This is a genomic window from Nocardioides sp. Z38_18 (assembly GCF_058215695.1).
In genome coordinates this window covers 1,132,780-1,154,723 of the sequence record NZ_JBZAJE010000002.1, presented here as the reverse complement: position 1 = coordinate 1,154,723, position 21,944 = coordinate 1,132,780, and the positions used below count along the sequence as shown (strand labels likewise).

The 21,944-nt window shown below is 72.3% G+C and carries 19 protein-coding genes and 1 tRNA gene; 17 read left to right on the top strand and 3 right to left on the bottom strand.

Annotation, left to right across the window (positions count from 1 at the left end; genetic code table 11):
* Positions 1 to 60: 60 nt before the first annotated feature.
* The 11 genes from AC4BGC_RS16690 to AC4BGC_RS16640 all read left to right on the top strand — a co-directional run bounded on the left by AC4BGC_RS16690 (position 61) and on the right by AC4BGC_RS16640 (position 12,165).
* Positions 61 to 1,398 (top strand): MmgE/PrpD family protein, encoded by a 1,338-nt coding sequence (locus tag AC4BGC_RS16690; RefSeq protein ID WP_490556736.1) that lies wholly within the window; start codon positions 61 to 63, stop codon positions 1,396 to 1,398.
* Entirely contained in the window at positions 1,395 to 2,738 is a 1,344-nt protein-coding gene (locus tag AC4BGC_RS16685) for an MmgE/PrpD family protein (protein ID WP_490556735.1), read from the top strand. The genes AC4BGC_RS16690 and AC4BGC_RS16685 overlap by 4 nt, the downstream gene beginning before the upstream one ends.
* A 53-nt stretch (positions 2,739 to 2,791) precedes the next feature.
* Complete coding sequence (locus AC4BGC_RS16680) at positions 2,792 to 4,078, top strand: sensor histidine kinase (RefSeq protein WP_490556733.1); 1,287 nt, start codon at positions 2,792 to 2,794, stop codon at positions 4,076 to 4,078.
* On the top strand, positions 4,075 to 4,740 hold the full coding sequence (locus AC4BGC_RS16675; protein ID WP_490556730.1) for a response regulator: 666 nt from the start codon (positions 4,075 to 4,077) through the stop codon (positions 4,738 to 4,740). The genes AC4BGC_RS16680 and AC4BGC_RS16675 overlap by 4 nt, the downstream gene beginning before the upstream one ends.
* 114 nt (positions 4,741 to 4,854) lie before the next feature.
* Entirely contained in the window at positions 4,855 to 5,670 is an 816-nt protein-coding gene (locus AC4BGC_RS16670) for an ABC transporter ATP-binding protein (RefSeq protein ID WP_490556728.1), read from the top strand.
* Between the two features lie 5 nt (positions 5,671 to 5,675).
* Entirely contained in the window at positions 5,676 to 7,526 is a 1,851-nt protein-coding gene (locus AC4BGC_RS16665) for an FtsX-like permease family protein (RefSeq protein WP_490556725.1), read from the top strand.
* Between the two features lie 62 nt (positions 7,527 to 7,588).
* Entirely contained in the window at positions 7,589 to 8,272 is a 684-nt protein-coding gene (locus AC4BGC_RS16660; RefSeq protein ID WP_490556723.1) for an NAD-dependent deacylase, read from the top strand.
* A 107-nt stretch (positions 8,273 to 8,379) separates the two neighbouring features.
* Complete coding sequence (locus tag AC4BGC_RS16655) at positions 8,380 to 9,120, top strand: VIT1/CCC1 transporter family protein (RefSeq protein ID WP_490547324.1); 741 nt, start codon at positions 8,380 to 8,382, stop codon at positions 9,118 to 9,120.
* Between the two features lie 83 nt (positions 9,121 to 9,203).
* Positions 9,204 to 10,430, top strand: coding sequence for a Re/Si-specific NAD(P)(+) transhydrogenase subunit alpha (locus AC4BGC_RS16650; RefSeq protein WP_490547325.1), 1,227 nt, complete (start codon positions 9,204 to 9,206; stop codon positions 10,428 to 10,430).
* A complete protein-coding gene (locus AC4BGC_RS16645; RefSeq protein ID WP_490556720.1) occupies positions 10,427 to 10,780 on the top strand; it encodes an NAD(P) transhydrogenase subunit alpha part 2 in 354 nt (117 codons plus the stop codon). The genes AC4BGC_RS16650 and AC4BGC_RS16645 overlap by 4 nt, the downstream gene beginning before the upstream one ends.
* On the top strand, positions 10,777 to 12,165 hold the full coding sequence (locus tag AC4BGC_RS16640) for an NAD(P)(+) transhydrogenase (Re/Si-specific) subunit beta (RefSeq protein WP_490547327.1): 1,389 nt from the start codon (positions 10,777 to 10,779) through the stop codon (positions 12,163 to 12,165). Before AC4BGC_RS16645 ends, AC4BGC_RS16640 begins: the two co-directional genes overlap by 4 nt.
* Before the next feature lie 38 nt (positions 12,166 to 12,203).
* On the opposite strand, the gene upp is transcribed toward AC4BGC_RS16640, so the two are convergent.
* Entirely contained in the window at positions 12,204 to 12,845 is a 642-nt protein-coding gene (gene upp, locus AC4BGC_RS16635; RefSeq protein WP_490547328.1) for a uracil phosphoribosyltransferase, read from the bottom strand.
* 97 nt (positions 12,846 to 12,942) lie between these two features.
* Between upp and AC4BGC_RS16630 the strand changes: the two genes are divergently transcribed.
* The 3 genes from AC4BGC_RS16630 (at position 12,943) to AC4BGC_RS16620 (ending at position 14,038) form a co-directional block, all read left to right on the top strand.
* Positions 12,943 to 13,434, top strand: coding sequence for a tRNA adenosine deaminase-associated protein (locus AC4BGC_RS16630; protein WP_490556718.1), 492 nt, complete (start codon positions 12,943 to 12,945; stop codon positions 13,432 to 13,434).
* Positions 13,435 to 13,469: 35 nt separating this feature from the next.
* Positions 13,470 to 13,910: a nucleoside deaminase gene (locus tag AC4BGC_RS16625; RefSeq protein ID WP_490548438.1), complete on the top strand. Its 441-nt coding sequence runs from the start codon at positions 13,470 to 13,472 to the stop codon at positions 13,908 to 13,910.
* A 38-nt stretch (positions 13,911 to 13,948) separates the two neighbouring features.
* A tRNA-Ser gene (locus AC4BGC_RS16620) sits at positions 13,949 to 14,038 on the top strand.
* Between the two features lie 64 nt (positions 14,039 to 14,102).
* Here AC4BGC_RS16620 and AC4BGC_RS16615 read toward each other — a convergent pair.
* Positions 14,103 to 14,561, bottom strand: a complete 459-nt coding sequence (locus AC4BGC_RS16615; protein ID WP_490547330.1) for an Lrp/AsnC family transcriptional regulator — start codon at positions 14,559 to 14,561, stop codon at positions 14,103 to 14,105.
* Between the two features lie 156 nt (positions 14,562 to 14,717).
* On the opposite strand from AC4BGC_RS16615, the gene AC4BGC_RS16610 reads away from it, so the two are divergent.
* The 3 genes from AC4BGC_RS16610 to AC4BGC_RS16600 all read left to right on the top strand — a co-directional run bounded on the left by AC4BGC_RS16610 (position 14,718) and on the right by AC4BGC_RS16600 (position 20,793).
* Positions 14,718 to 17,078: a thiamine pyrophosphate-binding protein gene (locus AC4BGC_RS16610; RefSeq protein WP_490556716.1), complete on the top strand. Its 2,361-nt coding sequence runs from the start codon at positions 14,718 to 14,720 to the stop codon at positions 17,076 to 17,078.
* A 247-nt stretch (positions 17,079 to 17,325) separates the two neighbouring features.
* A complete protein-coding gene (locus AC4BGC_RS16605; RefSeq protein ID WP_490556714.1) occupies positions 17,326 to 19,494 on the top strand; it encodes a SpoIIE family protein phosphatase in 2,169 nt (722 codons plus the stop codon).
* Between the two features lie 57 nt (positions 19,495 to 19,551).
* Positions 19,552 to 20,793, top strand: a complete 1,242-nt coding sequence (locus tag AC4BGC_RS16600) for a glucose-1-phosphate adenylyltransferase family protein (RefSeq protein ID WP_490556713.1) — start codon at positions 19,552 to 19,554, stop codon at positions 20,791 to 20,793.
* 40 nt (positions 20,794 to 20,833) lie between these two features.
* Here the strand turns inward: AC4BGC_RS16600 and AC4BGC_RS16595 are convergent, their stop codons facing one another.
* Complete coding sequence (locus AC4BGC_RS16595; RefSeq protein ID WP_490556711.1) at positions 20,834 to 21,904, bottom strand: NADH:flavin oxidoreductase/NADH oxidase; 1,071 nt, start codon at positions 21,902 to 21,904, stop codon at positions 20,834 to 20,836.
* Between the last annotated feature and the right edge of the window lie 40 nt (positions 21,905 to 21,944).

Sequence of the window (21,944 nt, the reverse complement as noted above, 5' to 3'; positions counted from 1 at the left end):
TGGCTCCCGACTTCCCCATCCAGCCCACGGAGGCACAGCCTTGTCGACCCCGGAGCAGCCATGACGACCACCCGAGAGCTCGCCCGCGGGCTGACCCAGCTGAGCAGGTCCGGACTGAGTCCGACGGTTCGCGACGAGGCCACCCGGTCCCTGCTGAACGTGCTCGGCACCTCGATCGGGGCGTCGGGCTACGAGGCGATCGACATCCTCGTCGCGACGTCCCTGGGCACCGACACGACGCAGCGCGACTGCCCGGTGCCCGGCCGGCGCGAGCGGCTCGACGCCATGGGCGCAGCGCTGGCGACAGGCTCGGCCGCCCACCTCGACGACTTCGACGACACCCACCTCGCGACGGTCGTCCACCCCGCTGCGGCCGTGCTGTCCGCCGCGCTGCCGCTCGTCTCCCGCCAGGACGTGCCGGGTGTCGAGCTCATCGACGCGGTGGCGCTCGGCATCGAGGCCCAGCTGCGGGTCGCCGTCGCGATGACCCCGTGGCACTACGACCAGGGTTGGCACATCACCGGCACCGTCGGCGGGATCGGCGCCGCCGTCACCGCCGGCCTGCTGCTGCACCTCGACGAAGAGCAGCTCGGGCACGCGATCGCCATCGCGTCGAGCCTCTCCCTGGGCCACCGCCAGGGGTTCGGGACGATGGTCAAGCCCTTCCACCCGGGCAAGGCCGGCGCCAACGGGCTGCTCGCCGCGAGCCTGGCCGCCGAGGGCTTCACCGGCTCGCCGACCGCCCTCGAGGGCCCGCGCGGCTACTTCGCCTGCCTCACCCCGAAGGTCGACCTGACCCGGCTGACCGACGGCCTCGGCGAGCGCTGGGAGCTCCTGGACAACACCTACAAGCCCTACCCGTGCGGCATCGTCAGCCACCCGGCGATCGAGGCCGCCGAGCGGCTGCACGCCGTGCTCGACGGCGCGGAGCCCGTCGCTGTCCGGGTGCGCTGCCACCCCCTCGTCGTCGAGCTCACCGGCAACCCGACGCCCGAGACCGGGCTCGCCGCGCGGTTCTCCACGATCCACGGCGTCGCTGCCGGACTGGTCGACGGCGTCGTCGGCCTCCGGCAGTACGACGACGAACGAGTCCGCGCGGACGAGCTCGTCGAGATGCGCTCGCGGACCACCCTGGTGCCCGACGAGAGCACAGCCCGCGCAGCCGCGACCGTCGAGGTGGACCTCGCCGACGGCCGGGTCGTCGCCGAGAGCGTCACCGACGCGCGCGGCAGCCTGGAGCGGCCGATGACCGATGCCGAGCTGGACGCCAAGACCACGGCGCTGGTCGACCAGGCCATGCCCGGGTGCGCACCGCAGATCATCGAGGCGACCCGCTCCCTGGTCACCTCTTCCACCGTCACCGCCCTGCTGACCGCCATCACCCCGGAGGACTCATGACCGACGCACGAGCGGTGACCGAGGAGCTGGCCCGCTTCGCCAGCGAGCTGACCTGGGACGACATCCCGGAGACGACCCGGGCAGCGGCGCGCCGTACCGCGGGCAACGTGGCCGGACTCGCCGTTGGCGCCAGCCGCCACGACGCGGTGGAGCGGACCCTGCGCACCCTGGCCGGCCTCGGCCTCCAGGGGAACAGCTCGGTGCTGGGTCGCTCCGAGCGGCTCGGGATCACCTGGGCGCCACTGGTGAACGGTCAGGCGATGCACGTCGAGGACTTCGACGACACCCACCTGCGCACGGTGCTGCACCCCGGTGCGCCGGTCGTCCCCGCCGCGCTCGCCGTCGCCGAGCAGCAGGGCCGCTCGGGGCAGGACGTCCTCACCGCCGTCGTGGTGGGCGTGGAGGTCGCGAGCCGGGTCGGCAACGGGCTGGGCACGCCGCACTTCGACCGCGGCTGGCACGTCACCGGGACGATGGGACACCTCGGGGCCGCCCTCGCCGCCGGCCGCCTGCTCGGCCTGGACCCGGAGCGGATGGGGCACGTCCTCGCCCTCGCCGCGACCCAGGCGGCGGCCCACACCGAGCAGCTCGGCTCGATGACCAAGTCGCTCCACCCCGGCAAGGCAGCCGCCGACGGCGTCGAGGCCGCCCTGCTCGCGGCCGGCGGCTTCACCGGTCCCGACGCCGCGATCGAGGGCCGGCGTGGACTCGCTGCCCTGATGTCGCCGAGCTTCGACCTCGACGAGATGGTGCGCGACCTCGGCACCACCTGGGAGACCGACGACAACGCGTTCAAGCCCTACAGCTGCGGGATCGTGAGCCACCCCGTCATCGACGCAGCCGTCGTCCTGCGCGACCGTGGGATCGATCCCACGCGGATCGTGTCGGTGGAGGCAGTGGTGCACCCCGTCGTGCTCGACGTCATGGGGGTCCAGGAGCCCGAGTCCGGCCTGCGCAGCAAGTTCTCCGTCTACCACTGCTTCGCCATCGGACTGCTCGACGGCGCGGCCGGACCGGCGCAGTACACCGACGAGCGGGCCGCTGACCCGCAGGTGGTCGAGCTGCGCCGCAAGGTCAGCGCCACCCTGGACGCCTCGGTGGCCAAGGATGCCTGCACGGTGCGGGCCGAGCTCGTCGACGGCACCATCGAGGAGGTCGTGATCGAGCACGCCACCGGCAGCACCGCGAAGCCGATGACAGACGAGCAGCTGCGGGCCAAGCTGGACCTGGTGGTGCGTCCCGTCCTCGGCGACCAGACCGACGGCTTCGCCGACCTCGCCTTCGCGCTCGACCAGCAGGAGACGGTGGACGGCCTGTTCGCCGCGTCCCGGCCCGCCTAGACATCACCCCTGGGCGCGGCAGCCGCGCGGGCTCGCGCCGTAGGCTGCCGGGCGTGAGTCGTCGAGGCAACGGTCCTGTCCCCGGCCGGACCGGTGACTGGCTGGTCGCGGTCTCCTGCGCGGTGATCTCGGTCGCCGCGCTGGCGGCCGCGCCCGTGCTCGACGCGGCGGACCCCGTGTCGGCGCTCGTGCTGCCCGAGACCGGTGGGCTCGGCTGGTGGCTGGGGGTGGTGACGCTCCTGGTGCAGGGCGCCCTGCTGCGGTGGCGGCGTACGTCGCCCCGTGCCGTGCTGCTCGCCGTGGCCGCCGGCGTCCCCGTGGCCGCTGCCTGCGGACTGGGTGACGCGACCGGCGTGGCCACGTTGGCGGTGCTCGTCGGGGTGCTCTCGGTCGGGCTCCGGTACCCGGTCTCCAAGGCCTGGCCCGTGCTCCTCGGCGCCGCAGCACTCGTCGTCGCCGGCGTCACGGCGGCCGCGCTGCGGACCGGGGACGGTCCCGGCGCCGCCATCGGTGCGGGTCTGCTCCAGGGGCTGAGCACGATCGGCCTGCCGCTCGTGGTCGCGGTCCTCCTCGTGGCCCGCCGCGAGACCCGGCTGGCGCGGGAGAGCCAGGTCGCTGCGCTCGCCCGCGAGCGGGACGCGCTGGTGCAGGCCGCGGTCGCCCGGGAGCGCACCGCGATGGCCCGCGAGCTGCACGACATCGCGGCCCACCACCTCTCCGGGATCGCGGTGATGACCGCGGCCATCGGCACCCAGATCGACTCCGACCCCGCCGGCGCCAAGGACGCGGTCGCGCAGGTACGCCGGCAGAGCACCTCCGTGCTGCGCGACCTGCGGCGGCTGGTCGGCCTGCTGCGGGAGCAGGACGCCGACTCCACCGACCCCACCCGGACCCGCCCGGAGTCGCTGGCCGGCGTCTCCGCCCTCGTCGAGGACGCCACCGCGGCCGGCCGTGACGTCGGCCTCACCGTGCTCGGTGACTCCAGGACGACCGGTGTCGGCCCGCTCGCCCAGCTCGCCGCCTACCGGATGGTCCAGGAGGCGCTCTCCAACGCCGCGCGGCACGCACCCGGCGCACGCGCCGAGGTCGTGGTCGACCACCGCGATCTGCACGCGGTGCTGGTCTCGGTGCGCAACGAGGCCCCCGACGTGGCCCCGGCCCCCGCGAGCAGGGAAGGATTCGGGCTCGTGGGGATGCGCGAGCGGGCCGAGCTCACCGGGTCGAGCCTGGAGCACGGCTCCACGGCCGACGGCGGGTGGCAGGTCACGCTCCGGATCCCGCGGGAACACGACTTCGAGGCCGGCCCGGACGGGCCCGAGCGGGAGAGCGAGGACGCATGATCCGGGTCGTGGTCGCCGACGACCAGCCGCTGGTGCGCGCCGGACTGGGCACCCTGCTGGGCGCCGAGTCCGACATCGAGGTGGTGGCGCTCGCCGCCGACGGGCACGAGGCGGTCGCGGCGGCGCGCAAGTGGCGTCCCGACGTCGTGTGCATGGACGTGCGGATGCCCGGGCAGGACGGCATCAGCGCCACCCGGGAGCTGTGCGGGCCGGGCGTCGCCGACCCGGTCCCGGTGCTGGTGCTCACCACCTTCGACATCGACGACTACCTGTTCGGTGCGCTCGAGGCCGGTGCGTCCGGGTTCCTGCTCAAGGACGCCGAGCCGGAGGTGCTGGTCGCCGCCGTACGCACCGTCGCCCGTGGCAACGGCACCCTCGACGACGCCCTGACCAAGCGGGTGCTGCGCGAGGTGGTCACCCGACGCGAGACCCGGCCGGTGACCGCGGGGCGCGCCTCGGAGCTGCTCACCGCCCGCGAGCTCGACATCCTGCTGCTCCTCGCCCAGGGCATGTCCAACGACGAGATCGCCGCAGAGCTGTTCCTGGAGACCTCCACGGTGAAGTCCCACCTGGCCCGGATGATGCCCAAGCTGGGCGTGCGTTCCCGGCTTCAGGCTGCAGTCTGGGCCTACCAGAACAAGGTCGCAGCAGTCCCCGACTGAGCCGCTTGCATCGAAGGATGCAACCTCACGATCTCCATCCAACGGCTCTCGCGGGACACCGGTGCGGATCCCTAGCGTCGAAGGCGTACCCAGACCTCGACCCAGGAGTCCCCGATGACTGCCTCCACCCCCGCCCAGACCGGCACCACGGCCGGCACCCAGACCGGCACCCAGACCGGCATCAGGACCGGTCCACGGCCCACGTCAGGTGTCGCCGTCCGGCTCTTCGACGTGCACAAGCAGTACGACGGGGCCGCCGAGCCGGTGCACGCCCTGCGCGGCGTCTCGCTGAGCCTGCCCACCGGATCGTTCACCGCCGTGATGGGCCCCTCCGGCTCCGGAAAGTCCACCCTGCTCAACTGCGCCGCCGGCCTCGACGTCCCCACCAGCGGCCGGGTGACCGTCGGCGAGCGCGACATCAGCACGCTCTCCCCGGACGCGCTGACCCGCTTCCGCCGCGAGCACGTCGGCTTCGTGTTCCAGTCCTACAACCTGGTCGCGCACCTCAGCGTCGCCGACAACGTGCAGCTCCCGGTGATGCTGGCCGGTCACGAGCCGGACCTGCGCTGGCAGGCAGAGCTGCTCGACGCCGTCGGCCTGTCCGGGATGGAGGGCCGACGCCCCGGCGAGCTCTCCGGCGGGCAGGCACAGCGGGTCGCGATCGCACGGGCGCTGTTCTCCCGGCCGACGGTCGTCTTCGCCGACGAGCCGACGGGCGCGCTCGACTCGCGCACCGGCACGGTGGTGCTGGCGCTGCTGCGCGAGACCGCCCGCCGGCTGGGGCAGACCGTGGTCGTGGTGACCCACGACGCGCAGGTCGCCGCCACCGCGGAGCGGGTGCTCTTCCTCGCCGACGGCCACCTCGTCGACCAGCTCGAGGACCCGACCGCCGAGCAGGTCACCGCCCGCATGCTCGGTCTGGGGCGGTGAGCACGATGTGGCGTCTGGCTCGCTCCGGGGCCCGGGCACACCTGCCCGCGCTGGCCGGAACCTTCCTGGTCCTCACCCTCGCCGGCATCCTGCTCTCGGGCACCGGTGCCCTGATCGAGGCCGGGACCCGCGCCGGCGAGGAGGGCGCGATGCTGGTCGCCCTGGCCACGTCGTTCTCCGGGACGGCGGTGCTGCTCGTGGTCTTCGTCGTCTCCGCGACCGTCTCGCTCAGCCTGCGCCAGCGGCAGCGTGACTTCGCCCTGCTGCGTGCGGTCGGTGCGACCCGCCAGCAGGTACGACGACTGGTCGGCTACGAGGTCGTGCTGATCACCCTGGTCGCCGCACCCCTCGGCGCCGTACCCGGCCTGCTCGGGGTCCGGCTGCTCACCCCGATGCTCGCCGACGGCGAGATCGTGGACCCGGGCTTCGAGATGGCCATCACGCCCATCCCCGTCCTGGGGGCGACGCTGCTCCTGCTGCCGGTCGCATTCGTGGCCGCCCGGCTCGCGACCCGCGAGACGCTGCGCACCCCGCCGACCACAGCCGTCCGCCAGAGCGTGGTGGAGCCGGCCGGCATCGGGCCGGTCCGCCGGACGGCGGCCCTCGTCGTGGCGGTCAGCGGGCTCGTCGCCGCGTTCAGCCCGCTGGTGGTGCCCGGCGCGATCGGCAGCGCCGCGGCCGCGGTCTCGGCGTTCCTGCTGGTCGGCGCCGCCGCCCTCGGCGGGCCCGTGCTGGTGGCGTGGGTCCTCGGCGCCACCGGCAGGGTCCGGGGCCGACCGGCCACCCGGCTGGCCCTGGCCAACACCCGTGGCTTCTCCCGCAGGCTGACCACCGCGGTGGTGCCGCTCGCCCTGGTGATCTCGGTGGGTGCGGTGCAGAGCACGGTCGACGACACCGTCTCGGCCGCCGCTGTCCGGCAGCTCCAGGACGGTCTGCGCGCCGACCTGGTCGTCACCGGCGGCGACCTCGAGGACCGGCTTCCCGAGCTCACGGCGCTTCCCGGCGTCACCTCGGTGGCCCCGTTGGCGACGGTCCCCGCGGAGGTGCGCGTCGACGACGAGGACGTCCCCGGGTTCTCCGCACTCTCCTGGGAGGCCGTGCAGGCCCGTGCCCTGCCCGCCGAGGGCGTGCACAAGACGCTCGACCCCGGGGTCGTCGAGGGCGACCTCGACCGCCTGGACGAGAAGGACACGGTCGCGATCAGCCGGGACGCCCGCCTGGAGAGCGGCAAGGACGTCGGCGAGAAGCTCATGCTCCGCTGGGGCGACACCGAGTCCGCAGCGACGGTGGTCGCCGTCTACGACCGCGGCCTGGGCTTCGGCTCCTACCTCGTCGGCGAGGGCACACCCACGGCCCACGGGGTCGAGGTGCAGCCCGACACGGTGCTGGTCCGCACAACCGACCCCGGCGCCGGGGCCGCGGTCGAGGACCTCGGGCTGACGGCACTCACCGAGAGCCAGTACGTCGACGCCGCGACCGTCGAGGGCGACGCCGGCCGCGACCTGTCCACGTTCCTGCTGCTCGCGCTGCTCCTGTTCGTGGGCATCGCCGCCGCGAACGCCCTGGTGCTGACCACGGCCGGACGGCGTGCCGAGCTCGACCTGCTGCGGCGCACAGGCGCCACCCGCCGCCAACTGCTGGCGATGGCGACGGTCGAGGCGGTGGTCGCAGGCCTGGCGGCGTGGGTGATCGGCACGGTCGCCGTCGTACCCGCGGTCCTCGGTGTCAGCGGCGGGTTGCTCGGCGCCGCGGTGCCGCCGGTCGACCTGGTGTCCTACGCCGTCCTGACCGGAGCGGTCCTGCTGATCCCGCTGCTCACCGTGGTGCCGGTGGTGGGCCGGGCCGTTCGCAGCTAGGGCGATCGGGGTCCGGGCCGCAGGGGAGCCGACCTGCCGGCCCGGACCGATAGCCTGCGCTGGTGAAGGTCGTCGTGCTCACCGGTGCCGGGATCTCGGCCGAGAGCGGCCTGCCCACCTTCCGCGACGCCGACGGTCTCTGGCACGGCCACGACCCGATGACGGTGGCCACCCCGGAGGCCTTCGCGTACGACCCGGACCTGGTGCAGCGGTTCTACGACGAGCGCCGGGCGGTGCTCGGGCGGGTGCAGCCCAACGCCGCCCATGTCGCGCTGGCCCGGCTCGAGGAGCACCTCGGTGAGGACCTCTACCTGGTCACCCAGAACATCGACGACCTGCACGAACGGGGCGGCTCCCGCCAGGTGCACCACATGCACGGTCGGCTCCGCGCGGCCTGGTGCAGAGCGTGCGACCGGCGCTTCGACTGGGACGGCGACCTCGGGAACCGTCCCCCTTGCCCCGCGTGCGGAAGCCGGTCCCTGCGGCCCGACATCGTCTGGTTCGGGGAGGTCCCCTACGGCATGGACGAGCTGCAGCAGGCGGTCTTCGACTGCGACCTGTTCGTCGCCATCGGCACGTCCGGGACCGTCTATCCCGCAGCCGCGTTGGTGCACTACGCGATCGGCAACGGGGCCGACACCCTCGAGCTCAACCTGGCGGCCGACCCGTTCAGCGACTTCGCCCAGGTGCGGCAGGGACCTGCCACCGAGCTCGTGCCGGCCTGGGTCGAGGAGATGCTGGCCTGACCCGTCCGGCCTGACCCGTCCGGCCTGACGAGCCCGGGGTTCGGGCCGGAGTGAGTGGAGCCTCGCCTTCGTTGCGGGGCCTCCTCCGGGGCGGGAGCATGGTGGTCATGTCTTCCCCTCCCGCCGTACAGGTCCCGCCCATCGGTGGGCACGCGGACGAGCCACACTCGGAGTCGGTGAGCGGCAAGCTCAACGCGCTGCGCGCGGCGGTGCTCGGCGCCAACGACGGGATCGTCTCCGTCGCGGGACTGGTGATGGGCGTCGCGGGCGCCACCACCGACCGGCAGACCATCTTCGTGGCCGGGCTCGCCGGGCTCGTCGCGGGCGCGATGAGCATGGCAGCGGGGGAGTACGTCTCGGTGAGCACCCAGCGCGACGCCGAACGGGCCCTGATCGAGAAGGAGACCCGCGAGCTCGCCGAGGAGCCGGAGGACGAGCTGGCGGAGCTGGCCGAGCTCTACCGCCAGAAGGGGCTCAGCGCCGACCTCGCGAAACAGGTCGCCGTCGAGCTGACGGGCGGTGACGCCCTGCGCGCGCACCTGGACATCGAGCTCGGGATCGACCCGGACGAGCTGACCAACCCGTGGCAGGCGGCCTGGGCCTCGTTGATCTCCTTCACCCTCGGCGCCATCCTCCCGCTCGTCACCATCCTGCTGTTCTCGCCCAGCCTGCGTGCGGTGGTGACGGTGGCCGCGGTGACCGTCGCGCTGGCCCTGACCGGCTTCACCAGCGCCAAGATGGGCGGCGCGAGGCTGCGCCCGGCCGTGGTCAGGAACGTGTGCGGTGGGGTGCTGGCGATGGCGATCACCTACGGCATCGGGCACCTCGCCGGCGTCGGGATGGCCTGAGGCCGCACCGACCAGTGAAGTTTCCCGTGTGACCGCGATCTCAAAGCCCGGAACGGTCACTGCGGTCCACTAGGTTCTGACGCGTGAAGATCGCTGTGGTGAGGGAAGTCCGTGACGGTGAGTCGCGGGTCGCGATGGTCCCTGAGCTGGTCGGGAAGCTGACCGCTCTCGGCTACGAGGTGCTGGTGGAGCCCGGTGCGGGTGTCCGCGCGGAGTACGCCGACGAGCTCTACGCCGACGCCGGCGCCGTGCTCACCGACGACGCGCTGACCGAGGCCGACGTCGTGCTCGGCGTGAACGCGCTCAGCATCGACCGGGCCCGGCGGCTGCGTGAGGGGACCGCCGTGCTGTCCTTCCTCCCCGTCGGCTCCTCCCACGACCTGGTCGTGGACCTGCGCGACCTCGGCGTCACCGCCTTCGCCCTGGAGCTGGTGCCGCGCATCTCACGGGCGCAGTCGATGGACGCGCTGTCCTCGCAGGCGCTGGTCTCCGGCTACCGCTGCGCGATCGTGGCCGCCGGGCTGCTGCGCCGCTTCTTCCCGCTGAACATGACGGCCGCGGGCACGGTGCAGCCGGCGCAGGTGGTCGTGCTCGGCGCCGGTGTCGCCGGCCTGCAGGCGATCGCGACCGCCAAGCGCCTCGGCGCGGTGGTGCAGGCCTACGACGTACGCGCCGCCGCGGCCGAGGAGATCCGCTCCATGGGCGCCAAGGCGATCGACCTGCAGCTCGAGACCCTCGAGGGCACGGGCGGCTACGCCCGGGAGATGAGCGAAGACCGCGCGCAGCGCCAGATGGACGCGCTCGCGCCGTACATCGCCGACGCGGACGCGCTGATCACCACCGCCGCCGTCCCCGGACGGACCGCGCCGATGCTGGTCACCGCCGAGATGGTGGAGCAGATGAAGCCCGGTTCGGTGGTGGTCGACCTCGCGGCCGAGACCGGCGGCAACGTGCAGGGCTCCGTGCCCGGCAAGGTCGTCCGGATCGGCCACGCGCAGGTCTGGGGCGGGGCCAACGTGCCCTCGCAGATGCCCGGCCCGGCCTCCAAGCTCTACGCCCAGAACCTCGTCAGCCTGCTCACCCTGATGACGCGCGACGGTGGGTTCGACCCCGACTTCGAGGACGAGGTGGTCGCCGGCTCCGCGGTGACCCATGCCGGCCGGATCGTGCACGAGCCGACCCGGGAGGCCATCGAGGGACCGCTCACGCCCGTGACGGAGCCGTTGCGGGCTGAGTCGTCCGGGCCACCCGGGAGCGGCCTCGGCAGCGAACAGCTCGATCTCCCCTACGACTCCGAGGACGACAAGTGAACGACGCCACTGTCTGGCTGACGATCTTCATCCTCAGCGTCTTCGTCGGTGTGGAGGTGATCTCCAAGGTCTCCTCGACCCTGCACACCCCGTTGATGTCGGGGGCGAACGCCATCCACGGGATCATCCTGCTCGGCGCCATCATCGTCACCGGCACCACCGAGAACACCTTCGCCCTCGTGATCGGGCTGATCGCGATCGTGCTCGCGGCGGTGAACATGGTCGGCGGGTTCGTGGTGACTGACCGGATGCTGCAGATGTTCGTGCGCAAGCGGAAGAAACCGGTTTCGACAGGCTCGACCGGCGGAGCGAACGGTTCGACCGGCGGAGTGAACGGGGTGACCAGGTGAGCACTCCTCCGATCTGGGTCCAGCTGGTCTACCTGGCCTGCGCCGTCTGCTTCATCCTCGCGCTCAAGGGTCTCTCCGGCCCGAAGACCGCCCGCACGGGCAACCTGATCGGTGCCGCTGCTGCCGTGGTGGCGTGCGTGGTGCCGTTCCTCTACCTCGACCTGGACCACGTCCCGCTGATCGTGGGCGCGATCGCGGTCGGCACCATCGGCGGTGTCGTCGGCGCCCGGCGGGTGCAGATGACCCAGATGCCGCAGATGGTGGCGCTGTTCAACGGCGTCGGCGGCGGGGCTGCGGCCCTGGTCGCGCTGCTGGAGCTGCGCGAGATCGTCGAGCACGGCAGTGACGTCAACTGGTTCGTGCTCGCCGCGACGGCCTTCACGATCTTCGTGGGCTCGGTCTCCTTCTCCGGCTCGGTGGTCACCTTCGCCAAGCTGCAGGAGCTGATGTCCTCGGCGCCGCTGGTCTTCCCCGGCCTCGCGCTGGCCTTCGGCGTGGGCCTGGTCGCCGGGGTGGGCCTGTCCACCCAGCTGGTCCTCGACCCGGCGATGTGGGTCGGCGTCGTGCTGGGCCTGGTCGGCCTCGTCTTCGGCCTGCTGCTGGTGCTGCCGGTCGGTGGTGCCGACGTACCGATCGTGATCTCGCTGCTCAACGCGTTCACCGGTCTCACCGTGGCCGCCGGCGGCTACGTGCTCGGCAACGTCGTGCTCCTCGTCGCGGGCACGCTCGTGGGTGCCTCCGGCACGTTCCTGACCATGCTGATGGCCCGGGCCATGGGTCGCTCGGTGGCCAACATCCTCTTCGGCGCGCTGAAGGGTGGCTCCACCCTCGGCGCCGGCGAGGCCTCGGACCGCCCGGTGAAGTCGGCGAACCCCGAGGACGTCGCGATCATGCTCGGGTACGCCGACCGGGTCATCGTCATCCCCGGCTACGGGCTGGCCGTCGCCCAGGCGCAGCACACCCTGCGCGAGCTGGTCGACGTGCTCTCCGAGCGCGGTACCGAGGTCGACTACGCGATCCATCCCGTCGCGGGCCGGATGCCGGGTCACATGAACGTGCTCCTGGCCGAGGCGCAGGTGCCCTACGAGCAGCTCAAGGAGATGGACGAGATCAACGGCGACTTCAAGGACGCCGACGTCGTCCTGGTCGTGGGCGCCAACGACGTGGTCAACCCCGCGGCGAAGACCAGCCCCGGCGCGCCGATCTACGGGATGCCGATCCTCAACGCCGACGAGGCCAAGCAGGTCGTGTTCATGAAGCGGTCCATGCGGCCCGGGTTCGCCGGCATCGAGAACGAGCTGCTCTTCGAGGAGAACACCACCCTGCTCTTCGGTGACGCCAAGGACTCCATGGGCAAGCTGCTGAACGCCGTCAAGGCCCTCTGAGTCCGGGCGCCCGGTACTGCCCGGGCGCCTGCCAGGTCCTAGTGGGCCAGTCCGTAGAGGCGGTCGCCGGCGTCGCCGAGCCCCGGCACGATGTAGCCGCGCTCGTCGAGGCGCTCGTCGAGCGCGGCGGTCACGACCGTGACCGGTACCTCGAGCCCGTCCAGCTCGTTCTCCAGGTTCTGCACGCCCTCGGGGGCGACCAGCAGGCAGATGCAGGTGATGTGGTCTGCTCCGCGGTCGGTGAGGAACCGGATGGCCGCCGCGAGGGTCCCGCCGGTGGCCAGCATCGGGTCCAGGACGTAGCACTGGCGGCCCGAGAGGTCGGCCGGCAGGCGCTCGGCGTACGTCGAGGCCTGCAGCGTCTCCTCGTTGCGGACCATGCCCAGGAAGCCGACCTCGGCCGACGGCATCACCCGCATCATCCCCTCGAGCATGCCCAGACCGGCCCGCAGGATGGGGACCACGAGCGGGCGGGGCCGGGAGAGGCTGACGCCCTGGGTGGGTGCGACAGGAGTGTGGATCTGCACCGCCTCGACGCGGACGTCGCGGGTCGCCTCGTAGGCCAGCAGGGTCACCAGCTCCTCGGTGAGGCGCCGGAACTCGGGCGAGGCCGTCTCCTTGTCACGCAGCATCGTCAGCTTGTGGGAGATCAACGGGTGGTCAACGACGTGCAGGCGCATGGCTACACGGTAGTGGTCCGCGTGCTGGCGTTGGTCTGCGCGCTGTGGTCTGCGAGGATTGCATCGAGCATGAACTGCATCCGGAAGGTGGTGCGCCATGGCACAGGTGTCTGACGCCGGGGCTGGCGAGGTCGACCTCGCCGTCGTCGCCTACCGCGACGAGGGCGCCTGGAACCTCGCCGAGCTTCCGGAACGTTCTCTCGACGACGTCGAGACGATCGCGAGCGAGCTGCGTCGCTACCCCGGTGAGAACGGCGCGCTCGCGCTGATCTCGGTGGCCGAGGACTTCGTGCTCCTGGTGCGCGCCCAGGGCTCGCTGGTCCGGGTGCTGCTCTCCGACGCGACGGCCGCGACCGACTGGAGCCTGGCCCGCTCGGCCGTCGACCACCTCGGCGTGCACGTCGACGACGAGGACGACCAGGAACCGGCCGGTGACCTCGGGATCTTCGAGGACATGGGGATGTCGGCGCGGGAGATGGGCGCGCTGCTCGACGACTACGACCTCTTCCCCGACGAGATCCTCAGCGACCTCGCTGCCACGGCGGGCTTCGGAGCGAAGTTCGACGAGCTGGTCGGCATCGACGGGTGAGCCCGACCCCGGGTCAGGGCGCCTGGGAGCCCGCGATGCGCGCCGCCCTGGCGCAGGCACGGCTGGCGGCCCCCTCGGGCGACGTGCCCATCGGTGCGGTCGTGGTCTCGGACACCGGTGAGCTCATCGGCAGCGGGCACAACGTGCGCGAGCGCGACGGTGATCCCGCCGGGCACGCCGAGATCCTGGCGCTCCGCGCAGCGGCCGCCGCGCGCGGCGAGTGGCGCCTGACCGGCTGCACCCTGGTGGTCACGCTGGAGCCGTGCACGATGTGCGCCGGAGCGGCGGTCCTCGCCCGCGTCGACCGGGTCGTGTTCGCGGCGTACGACGAGAAGGCGGGCGCGGTCGGCTCGCTGTGGGACGTCGTACGCGACCGCCGGCTGAACCACCGCCCCGAGGTGATCGCCGGAGTTCTCGCCGAGGAGAGCACCGCCCTGCTGCGCGGGTTCTTCGACGCACAGCGCCAGTCGCCCTGATTTCAGCCGCACCGAGGGCGTCCGGTAGCCTTCCCGGCGGTGGCGTGTCCGAGCGGCCTAAGGAGAACGCCTCGAAAGCGTTTGTTGGCGCAAGTCAACCGAGGGTTCAAATCCCTCCGCCACCGCCAATGTGATGTCGCAAGACGTCGCGGACTCCCGAACTCACGACCTGGGTTCGGGAGTCCTTGGTTTTCAGGGGGTCGAGCGTTCGCCCCGGCGCCAGGAGTCGAGCACCATCAGCGTCTTCGTGCCGATCACGTTGCCGTCGCGCCGGACCTGGTCGATGAGCCGGTGCAGGTGCTGGAGGCTGGCGATCCGGAAGTGGACGATCGCGTCCGGGTCCCCGGCCACCGTGTAGATCGCGATCACCTCCGGGATGTCCTTGGCCGACGCGGTGATCGCCTCGACCTCGGTGCTCCCGGTGAACCGCAGCTCGGCGAAGGCCTCGATCGTCTCTCCGAGCTGGCTCTCGTCGACCAGTGCCGTGTAGCCGGTGATCACCCCGCGTCGCTCGAGCCGCTCGATCCGTCGCCGGACCGGGCTCGGCGAGAGGTTCACGATGTCCGCAATCTCGCGCACCGTGCGGCGCCCGTCCTCGATCAGCAGGTCGAGGATCTGGCGATCCACGTGGTCGATCTCCAGGGACGGCATGAGGCCGATCCTAACGCTCAGAGGGCGGAAAGATGCGTGGAAAGAATTCTCAGCGCTTGAAAGCGGCAGACAATGGCGTTTTGGGTTCTCACATATTGCGCACGATCCGGCGACGTACGACGTTGAGCCGTGAACCCCACGCCGATCGGAGCACCCATGGCCTCGCTGGACACCTCGACGCTGCACTCGAGCCTTCGCACTGCGGCCCCTGCCTCCGCCGACCTGGAGGCCCTCCAGGAGATCGCCAGGCGGGTGCTCTGGCTCTCCACGGCGATCGTGGACGCGGCCAACCGCGGCAGGCCGAACGAGTCCGGCGTGAAGGTGGGCGGGCACCAGGCCTCCAGCGCCTCGATGGTCGACATCATGGTCTCCCTGTGGTTCTCCGAGCTCACCAACCTCGACCGGGTCTCGGTGAAGCCGCACGCCTCGCCCGTGCTGCACGCGATCAACCACCTGCTGGGCGACCTGGACGCGAAGTACCTGCCGACGCTGCGGACCAAGGGCGGTCTCCAGTCCTACCCGAGCCGGCGCAAGGACCCCGACACCGTCGACTTCTCGACCGGGTCGGTGGGCATCGGCGCGACGGCGGCCCTGTGGGCGGCGATGTCGCACCGCTACGTCAGCTCGCACTTCTCCAGCGCCCCCGCGGCCGGCCGGTTCGTGAGCCTGCTGGGAGATGCCGAGCTCGACGAGGGGGCGATCTGGGAGGCCGTGGCCGACCCCTCGGTGGCACGGCTCGGTGAGCTGCTGTGGATCGTGGACCTGAACCGGCAGTCGCTGGACCGGGTGGTGCCCGACGTCCAGATCCACCGCCTGATGGGGATGTTCGAGGCCGCCGGGTGGCAGGTGATCACGCTGAAGTGGGGCCGGGCGATCGCCGAGCTCTTCGGTCGTCCCGGCGGCGAAGAGCTCCGCCAGCGGCTCGAGGAGATGCCGAACGAGGAGTACCAGCGGCTGCTGCGGGTCGACGCCGGCGAGATCGCCGAGCGGATCGCCGGTGCGCACGCGGGGGAGGGGCTGCGCAGCCTGCTCGCCTCGCTGCCGGCCGAGGAGCTCGCCCACGCCGTCCGGGACCTCGGTGGTCACGACATCGGGCTGCTGCTCGACACCTACCGGACGCTCGACGAGACGCGGCCGAGCGTGATCTTCGCCTACACCGTCAAGGGCCGCCGGCTCCCGACCGAGGGGCACCCCAACAACCACTCCGCCCTGCTGACCGGTGACCAGATGCAGGAGCTCGCCCGCGCCTGCGGCACCGACCTCGACGACCCGTGGGCGAGCCTCCCGCCCGGCTCAGCGGCCGCGCGGCTGTGTGCGGCACGCGGCGAGGTGATGGCCCGCCCGCCCGTCGTGGCCCGGCCGACCGTGGCGGTCCCGAGCCGTCTCGCTCGCGCGCACAAGGCGCCCATCTCCACCCAGGCATCGCTCGGCCGCTTCCTCGGAGACCTCAAGCGGGCTGCACCCGAGGTCGCCGACCGGGTGGTGACCTGCAGTCCCGACGTCGCGTCCTCCACCAACCTCGGCGGCTGGATCAACAAGACCGGGGTCTGGTCCGTCGCGGACCGTCTCGACTGGTTCGCCGACGACGCCGAGCGGGTGCTGAAGTGGTCCGAGGTCACCAGCGGGCAGCACATCGAGCTCGGCATCGCCGAGGTCAACCTGGTGAGCCTGCTCGGCGAGCTCGGCGCCACCTGGTCGCGCTGGGGTGAGCGCCTGATCCCGATCGCGACGCTCTACGACCCGTTCGTGGCGCGGGCGCTGGAGCCCTGGTCCTACGGCATCTACTCCGGTGGCCAGTCGATCATCGTCGGTACGCCGTCCGGGGTGACGCTCGCGCCGGAGGGTGGGGCCCACCAGTCGATCACCACCCCGTCGATCGGCCTGGAGCAGCCCGAGTGCATCGCCTGGGAGCCGGCCTTCGCGCAGGACCTCGAGTGGACCATGCTCGCCGCGATGTCCAGGGTCGGCATCGAGGGCGGGACGTCGTCGTACTTCCGGCTCTCCACCCGCCCGATCGACCAGGCGCTGGCCGCCGTACCCGAGGACGAGCTGCTGCTCGAGCGACGGCGCCAGCAGGCCGTCGCGGGCGGCTACCGCATCACCGGCCACGACCCGGCGACGGAGCAGGTCACGCTCGTGGGCGTGGGCGCGATGATGCCCGAGGTGATCGAGGCGGCCGCGGCACTCGAAGGCCAGGGCGTGCGCGCCGGCGTGGTCTGCCTGACGAGCCCGGACCTCCTCTTCCGCTCGTTCCAGCAGCGCGGCACCGTCGGGTCGGCCCGGGGCGACGACATCCTCGGCACGCTGTTCCCGAGCAGGTTCCCGGCGCCCATCGTCACCGTGATGGACGGCCACCCGCACACTCTCTCGTTCCTCGCCGGTGCCCGTGGGGACCGGATCCGGTGCCTGGGCGTCAGCGACTTCGGGCAGTCCAGCAGCCTCGACGACGCCTACCGCATCCACGGGATCGACGTCGGTTCCATCGTCGACGCCGCCCTCACGATCACCGGTCGCTGACCGCCACCCGGCCTCACGGCCCGGCCCGGTGCGGTCGTGGCCAGGTGGAAGAGACGGTCGCGGTCTCGCATCATCACCCGCCCCGGTGCTGATTGCCGGCGACGCCCGCTAGGGTGCTCCCCACACCACGGCCGGGTCCCCTGGTCGAGGCCGCCCCCCGCACCCTCGAAGTGAGTTCGTCATCCAGTCCCCCACCGGCCCTGAGTCGCCGTCGCCGAGCGACGGCTCATCGCGACCTGCGGACGCCATGCCGGACCTGATGGTCCACCTGACCGAGACGATCACCTCGAACCTGGACCTGCGCGGCGTCCTGCAGACCGTCACGGACGCGGGCACGAGGCTCTCCGGCGCCAAGTTCGGCGCCTTCTTCTACAACGAGGTCGACGCCAGCGGCGCCAGCTACCACCTCCACGTGCTCTCCGGGGCCGACGGCGAGCAGTTCTCGGCGATGCGCGCACCCCGCATCACCGCGCTCTTCGAGCCCACGTTCACCGGCACCGGCACCGTGCGCATTCCCGACCTCGCCCTCGACGAGCGCTTCGCCGGTCTCCCTCCGGGCCATCTCGCGCTGCGCAGCTACCTGGGCACCCCCGTGGTCGGGCGCAACGGTGCCCCGATCGGCGCCCTGCTGTTCGGGCACCCGGAACCAGACGTCTTCGGTGAGCAGATCGAGCAGGCGATCGCGGTGGTGGCCGCCCACGCCGCGGTCGCGGTGGAGAACGCCCGCCTCTTCGAGGCCGAGACGGCCGCACGCCAGCTCGCCGAGGAGCGCGCCCAGAGCCTGGAGCTGCTGCAGGAGATCACCTCCCGCCTGGCCATGGCGCTGAGCGAGGACGAGGCCCTGGACGCGATGACCGACACCTTGAAGCGGCTGCTCGGGATCGAGCGGATGGGCGTCTACCGGCTCGAGGGGGAGGGCTTCCGCGCACTGCGCTCGAAGTACCCCAACGGGATCCCGGCGGCGGTCCAGGAGGACCTCGCCAACAACGCCCACTTCGGCTGGGTGCCGCTGACGGCCCCGAGCCTGGGGCGCGACGCCGTCCTCACCGGCGAGATCGTCACCGTCTCGGACCGCGCCGAGCTCGCCGAGCGCTACCCGACCCTGGTCGGCGACCTTCCCGGGATCGAGGCGGCCGCGGCGCTGCCCCTGCGGATCAGCGACTCCCGGATCGGGGCGATCGCGCTCACCTGGACCCGCGCGAAGCAGTTCAGCGACAACGACCTGAGGATGCTGTCCGCGGTGGCCGAGCAGCTCGCCGGCACCCTGGAGCGCACCCGCCTCTACGCGGCGGAGAAGCGTGCCCGGGTCGAGCTGAGCCAGCACGTCTCCGCCCTGACCGAGGCCTCGCGGACGCTCCAGCGCTCGCTGCTGCCCAGCGAGCTCCCGCCGTCCGAGCACGTCCAGGTCGCGGTCCGCTACGTGCCCGGGGCAGCGGACGCGGAGGTCGGCGGTGACTGGTACGACATGGTCGTCTCGCCGAGCGGCCGCGTCACCCTGGTGATCGGGGACGTGCAGGGCCACAGCTTCTCCGCGGCGGCGGTGATGGGCCGGGTCAGCACCGCCCTGCACGCCTACCTCCTCGAGGGCCACCCGCTCGACGTCGCGCTGCGCCGGGTCAACCCGATGGTGGAGCAGTCGGGCCTGCTGGTGACCTGCTGCCTGATGTCGCTGGACCCGGTGACCGGCGAGGTGCACACCGCACGCGCCGGGCATCCGCTGCCGATCTTCGCGCGCGGTGAGCGGGTCGGCGAGGTCGGATCGGAGTACGGCGGCCCGCCTCTGGGGGTGTCCACGGACCATGCGGAGTGGACCGTCGACGTGGGGATCGCATTGCCCGGCGACCGGCTGGTGCTGTTCACCGACGGCCTGGTCGAGCGCCGGGACTCCGACATCGACGTCCAGGTCAAGGAGCTGGTCTCGGTCGTGGCGGACGGTCTCGACGTGGGGACCGAGGCGGCCGCCGACCTGGTCCTCTCCCAGATGCGGCCCCACCACGGCGACGACGTCGCCCTGCTCGTCGCCGACTACGTCGGGTCCGAGCCGACGGCCTCGGCCTCGTTGGCCGTCACCGGCGCCGAGCACGTCGCCGCTGCCCGTACGTTCACCCGCGAGCAGCTCAGTTCCTGGGGGGTGGTCGGGCACAGCGCCGACACCGCGGTGCTGCTGGTCAGCGAGCTGGTCACCAACGCGCTGCTGCACGCTCGCGGACCGGCGTACCTCGAGCTGTTCCGCTCCGCCGACGTGGTCCGGCTGGCGGTGACCGACCTGGTGCCGCACGAACCCACCAGGGAGAGCCCGGACGACCAGTCCACGCACGGCCGGGGGGTCCTCCTGGTCGAGGAGCTGGCCCAGCGGTGGGGCGTGGAACCGTCGGGGCCGGGCAAGACCGTGTGGGCCGAGCTGACCTGCAGCTGAGCGGCTGCCTTTCACCGGCGGCGCGGAGGCAGCCAGCGGGATGCCACGATGGGGCCCATGGACAAGTCGAGGATCCTGGCCATCATCCAGGCAGGCGGCGCCGGCGGGCGCATGGACGTGCTCACCCTGGAGCGGGCCAAGCCCGCGCTCCCGTTCGCCGGCAGCTACCAGCTGCTCGACTTCCCGCTCTCCAACCTGGTGAACTCCCGGATCGACGACGTCTGGCTCTCGGTGGCCTACCAGGCCTCGGCGCTGCAGGACCAGGTCTCCAACGGGCGCCCCTGGGACCTGGACCGCACCCGTGGGGGCTTCCGTCTCCTGGTGCCCCAGGAGGGCACCGGCTCCCTGGACGAGGAGGGCTTCGCCAAGGGCAACGCCGACGAGCTCTACCGGCTGCGTGACCAGATCCGCAGCGCCGACCCCGACCTCGTCCTGGTGATGAGCGCCGACCACATCTACCGGCTCGACTATCGCGACGTCGTGGACACCCACCGGGAGAAGGGCGCCGAGGTCACGGTGGTCACCACCGACCTGGCCGGGACCTTCGGTGAGGATCCCGGCGAGCACGCCGTGGTCGAGGCGAACCGGCTGGGCCGGGTCACCTCGTTCGAGTACAAGCCCGAGAAGCCGGCGTCCACGATCGTCGCCACCGAGGTGTTCCTCTACGAGCCGGACGTGCTCATCGAGGTCCTCGAGACGCTGCACCGGGAGCAGTCGGACGAGCCCGACGAGGGGGACGACGGCGAGGGCGACTCCGGGCTGGGTGACTTCGGTGACCTGCTGCTCCCGCGCCTGGTCGAGCGGGGCAAGGCCTACGTCCACCAGCTCGACGCCTACTGGCGCGACCTCGGCCAGCCGCACCACTACCTCAACGCACACCTCGAGCTGCTCGACGGGGACGCCGGGCTGTTCCGGCGGGACTGGCCGCTCGCGACCCAGCAGCCGCAGCGCGAACCTGCCCGGGTGCTCGAGGGCGCGCGGCTCTCCCAGGCCCTGCTCAGCTCCGGGTGCGTGGTGGCCGGTGAGGTGTCTCGAAGCGTGCTCGGCCCCGGGGTGGTCGTCGAGGCCGGTGCCAGGGTCAGCGAGAGCATCATCTTCGCCGACACCGTGATCCGCAGCGGCGCCAGCGTCACCCGCTCGATCGTCGACTCCGGCTGCGAGCTGCTCGACGGTGCCGACGTGGGTGATGAGTCGGTGGAGCTCGAGGACCCCGACGCCATCCCCATCGTCGGCCGCGACAGCCGGGTCAGCGTCTCGCTCCCCTCGGGGTCGCGGCTGCCCCCGGGCACCACCGTCTAGGTGGCCGGGGCCAGCGCGCGGCGCCGGCCCCGGACCGGACTCAGCGCCAGTAGGCGCGGGTGTACTGGTCGGGCCAGGGTGCGTCCGCAGCCGCCACCCCGAGCTCGTGTGCGGCGCGCAGCGGCCAGGCCGGCTCCCGCAGCGCGGCCCGGGCAAGCAGCACGACGTCTGCCTCCCCGTTGGCCACGATCTTCTCCGCCTGCTCCGGCTCGGTGATCAGGCCGACCGCGCCCGTGGGCACCCCGGCCGTCCGGACACCGGCGGCCAGCGGGACCTGGTAGCCCGGCTCCACCGGGATCGACGCGGGTGCGTTGCCGCCCGAGGAGACGTCGACGAGGTCGACCCCCCGCTCCTTCAGGAGTACGCCGAGCCGGGTGCTCTGCTCGAGGTCCCAACCACCTTCGACCCAGTCGGTCGCGGAGATCCGCACCAGCAGCGGGGCGGTGTCCGGGAGGACGCGACGCACCGCCTCGACGGTCTCCAGCAGCAGCCGGACCCGGTTCTCGAACGACCCGCCGTAGGAGTCGTCGCGGCGGTTCGAGAGCGGCGAGAGGAACTCGTGCAGCAGGTAGCCGTGCGCCGCGTGGATCTCGACGGTGTCGAACCCGGCATCGATCGCGCGCCCGGTGGCGGCGGCGAACGCGGCGACGAGGTCGTTGATCTCCTCGACCGAGAGGGCGGCCGGCTCGTCGTACCCGGGGAAGGGGACGGCCGAGGGGGCCACGGTCTGCCAGCCGCCGTCGGCGACGGGGACCGATCCGGAGGTCTCGGCCCAGGGCCGGTAGGTGGAGGCCTTGCGGCCGGCGTGCGCGAGCTGCACGCCGATCGCGGCGCCCTGTCCGTGCACGAAGTCCACGATCCGCCGCCAGGCGGCGACCTGGGTCTCGTTCCAGATCCCGGCGTCCTGCGGGGAGATCCGCCCCTCGGGCACGACCGCGGCCGCCTCGGTGAGGACCAGGCCGAACCCGCCGGTCGCGCGGGCGCCGAGGTGGACCAGGTGCCAGTCCTCGGGGACGCCGTCGGTCGCGGAGTACTGGCACATCGGTGCCAGCCAGACGCGGTTGCGGACGGTCAGTGAGCGCAGTGTGATCGGGTCGAACAGGGTGGACAAGGGGTTTCCTCCAGAGGGTTGGATGTCTTGGACAACCAAC

Bases quoted from the DNA above. Each gene is read 5' to 3' on its own strand.
- AC4BGC_RS16690 (WP_490556736.1), top strand. From the start codon at position 61: ATGACGACCACCCGAGAGCTCGCCCGCGGGCTGACCCAGCTGAGCAGG.
- AC4BGC_RS16685 (WP_490556735.1), top strand. From the start codon at position 1,395: ATGACCGACGCACGAGCGGTGACCGAGGAGCTGGCCCGCTTCGCCAGC.
- AC4BGC_RS16675 (WP_490556730.1), top strand. From the start codon at position 4,075: ATGATCCGGGTCGTGGTCGCCGACGACCAGCCGCTGGTGCGCGCCGGA.
- AC4BGC_RS16670 (WP_490556728.1), top strand. From the start codon at position 4,855: ATGACTGCCTCCACCCCCGCCCAGACCGGCACCACGGCCGGCACCCAG.
- AC4BGC_RS16665 (WP_490556725.1), top strand. From the start codon at position 5,676: ATGTGGCGTCTGGCTCGCTCCGGGGCCCGGGCACACCTGCCCGCGCTG.
- AC4BGC_RS16655 (WP_490547324.1), top strand. From the start codon at position 8,380: ATGTCTTCCCCTCCCGCCGTACAGGTCCCGCCCATCGGTGGGCACGCG.
- upp (WP_490547328.1), bottom strand. From the start codon at position 12,845: ATGCGCCTGCACGTCGTTGACCACCCGTTGATCTCCCACAAGCTGACG.
- AC4BGC_RS16630 (WP_490556718.1), top strand. From the start codon at position 12,943: ATGGCACAGGTGTCTGACGCCGGGGCTGGCGAGGTCGACCTCGCCGTC.
- AC4BGC_RS16625 (WP_490548438.1), top strand. From the start codon at position 13,470: ATGCGCGCCGCCCTGGCGCAGGCACGGCTGGCGGCCCCCTCGGGCGAC.
- AC4BGC_RS16615 (WP_490547330.1), bottom strand. From the start codon at position 14,561: ATGCCGTCCCTGGAGATCGACCACGTGGATCGCCAGATCCTCGACCTG.
- AC4BGC_RS16610 (WP_490556716.1), top strand. From the start codon at position 14,718: ATGGCCTCGCTGGACACCTCGACGCTGCACTCGAGCCTTCGCACTGCG.
- AC4BGC_RS16605 (WP_490556714.1), top strand. From the start codon at position 17,326: ATGCCGGACCTGATGGTCCACCTGACCGAGACGATCACCTCGAACCTG.
- AC4BGC_RS16600 (WP_490556713.1), top strand. From the start codon at position 19,552: ATGGACAAGTCGAGGATCCTGGCCATCATCCAGGCAGGCGGCGCCGGC.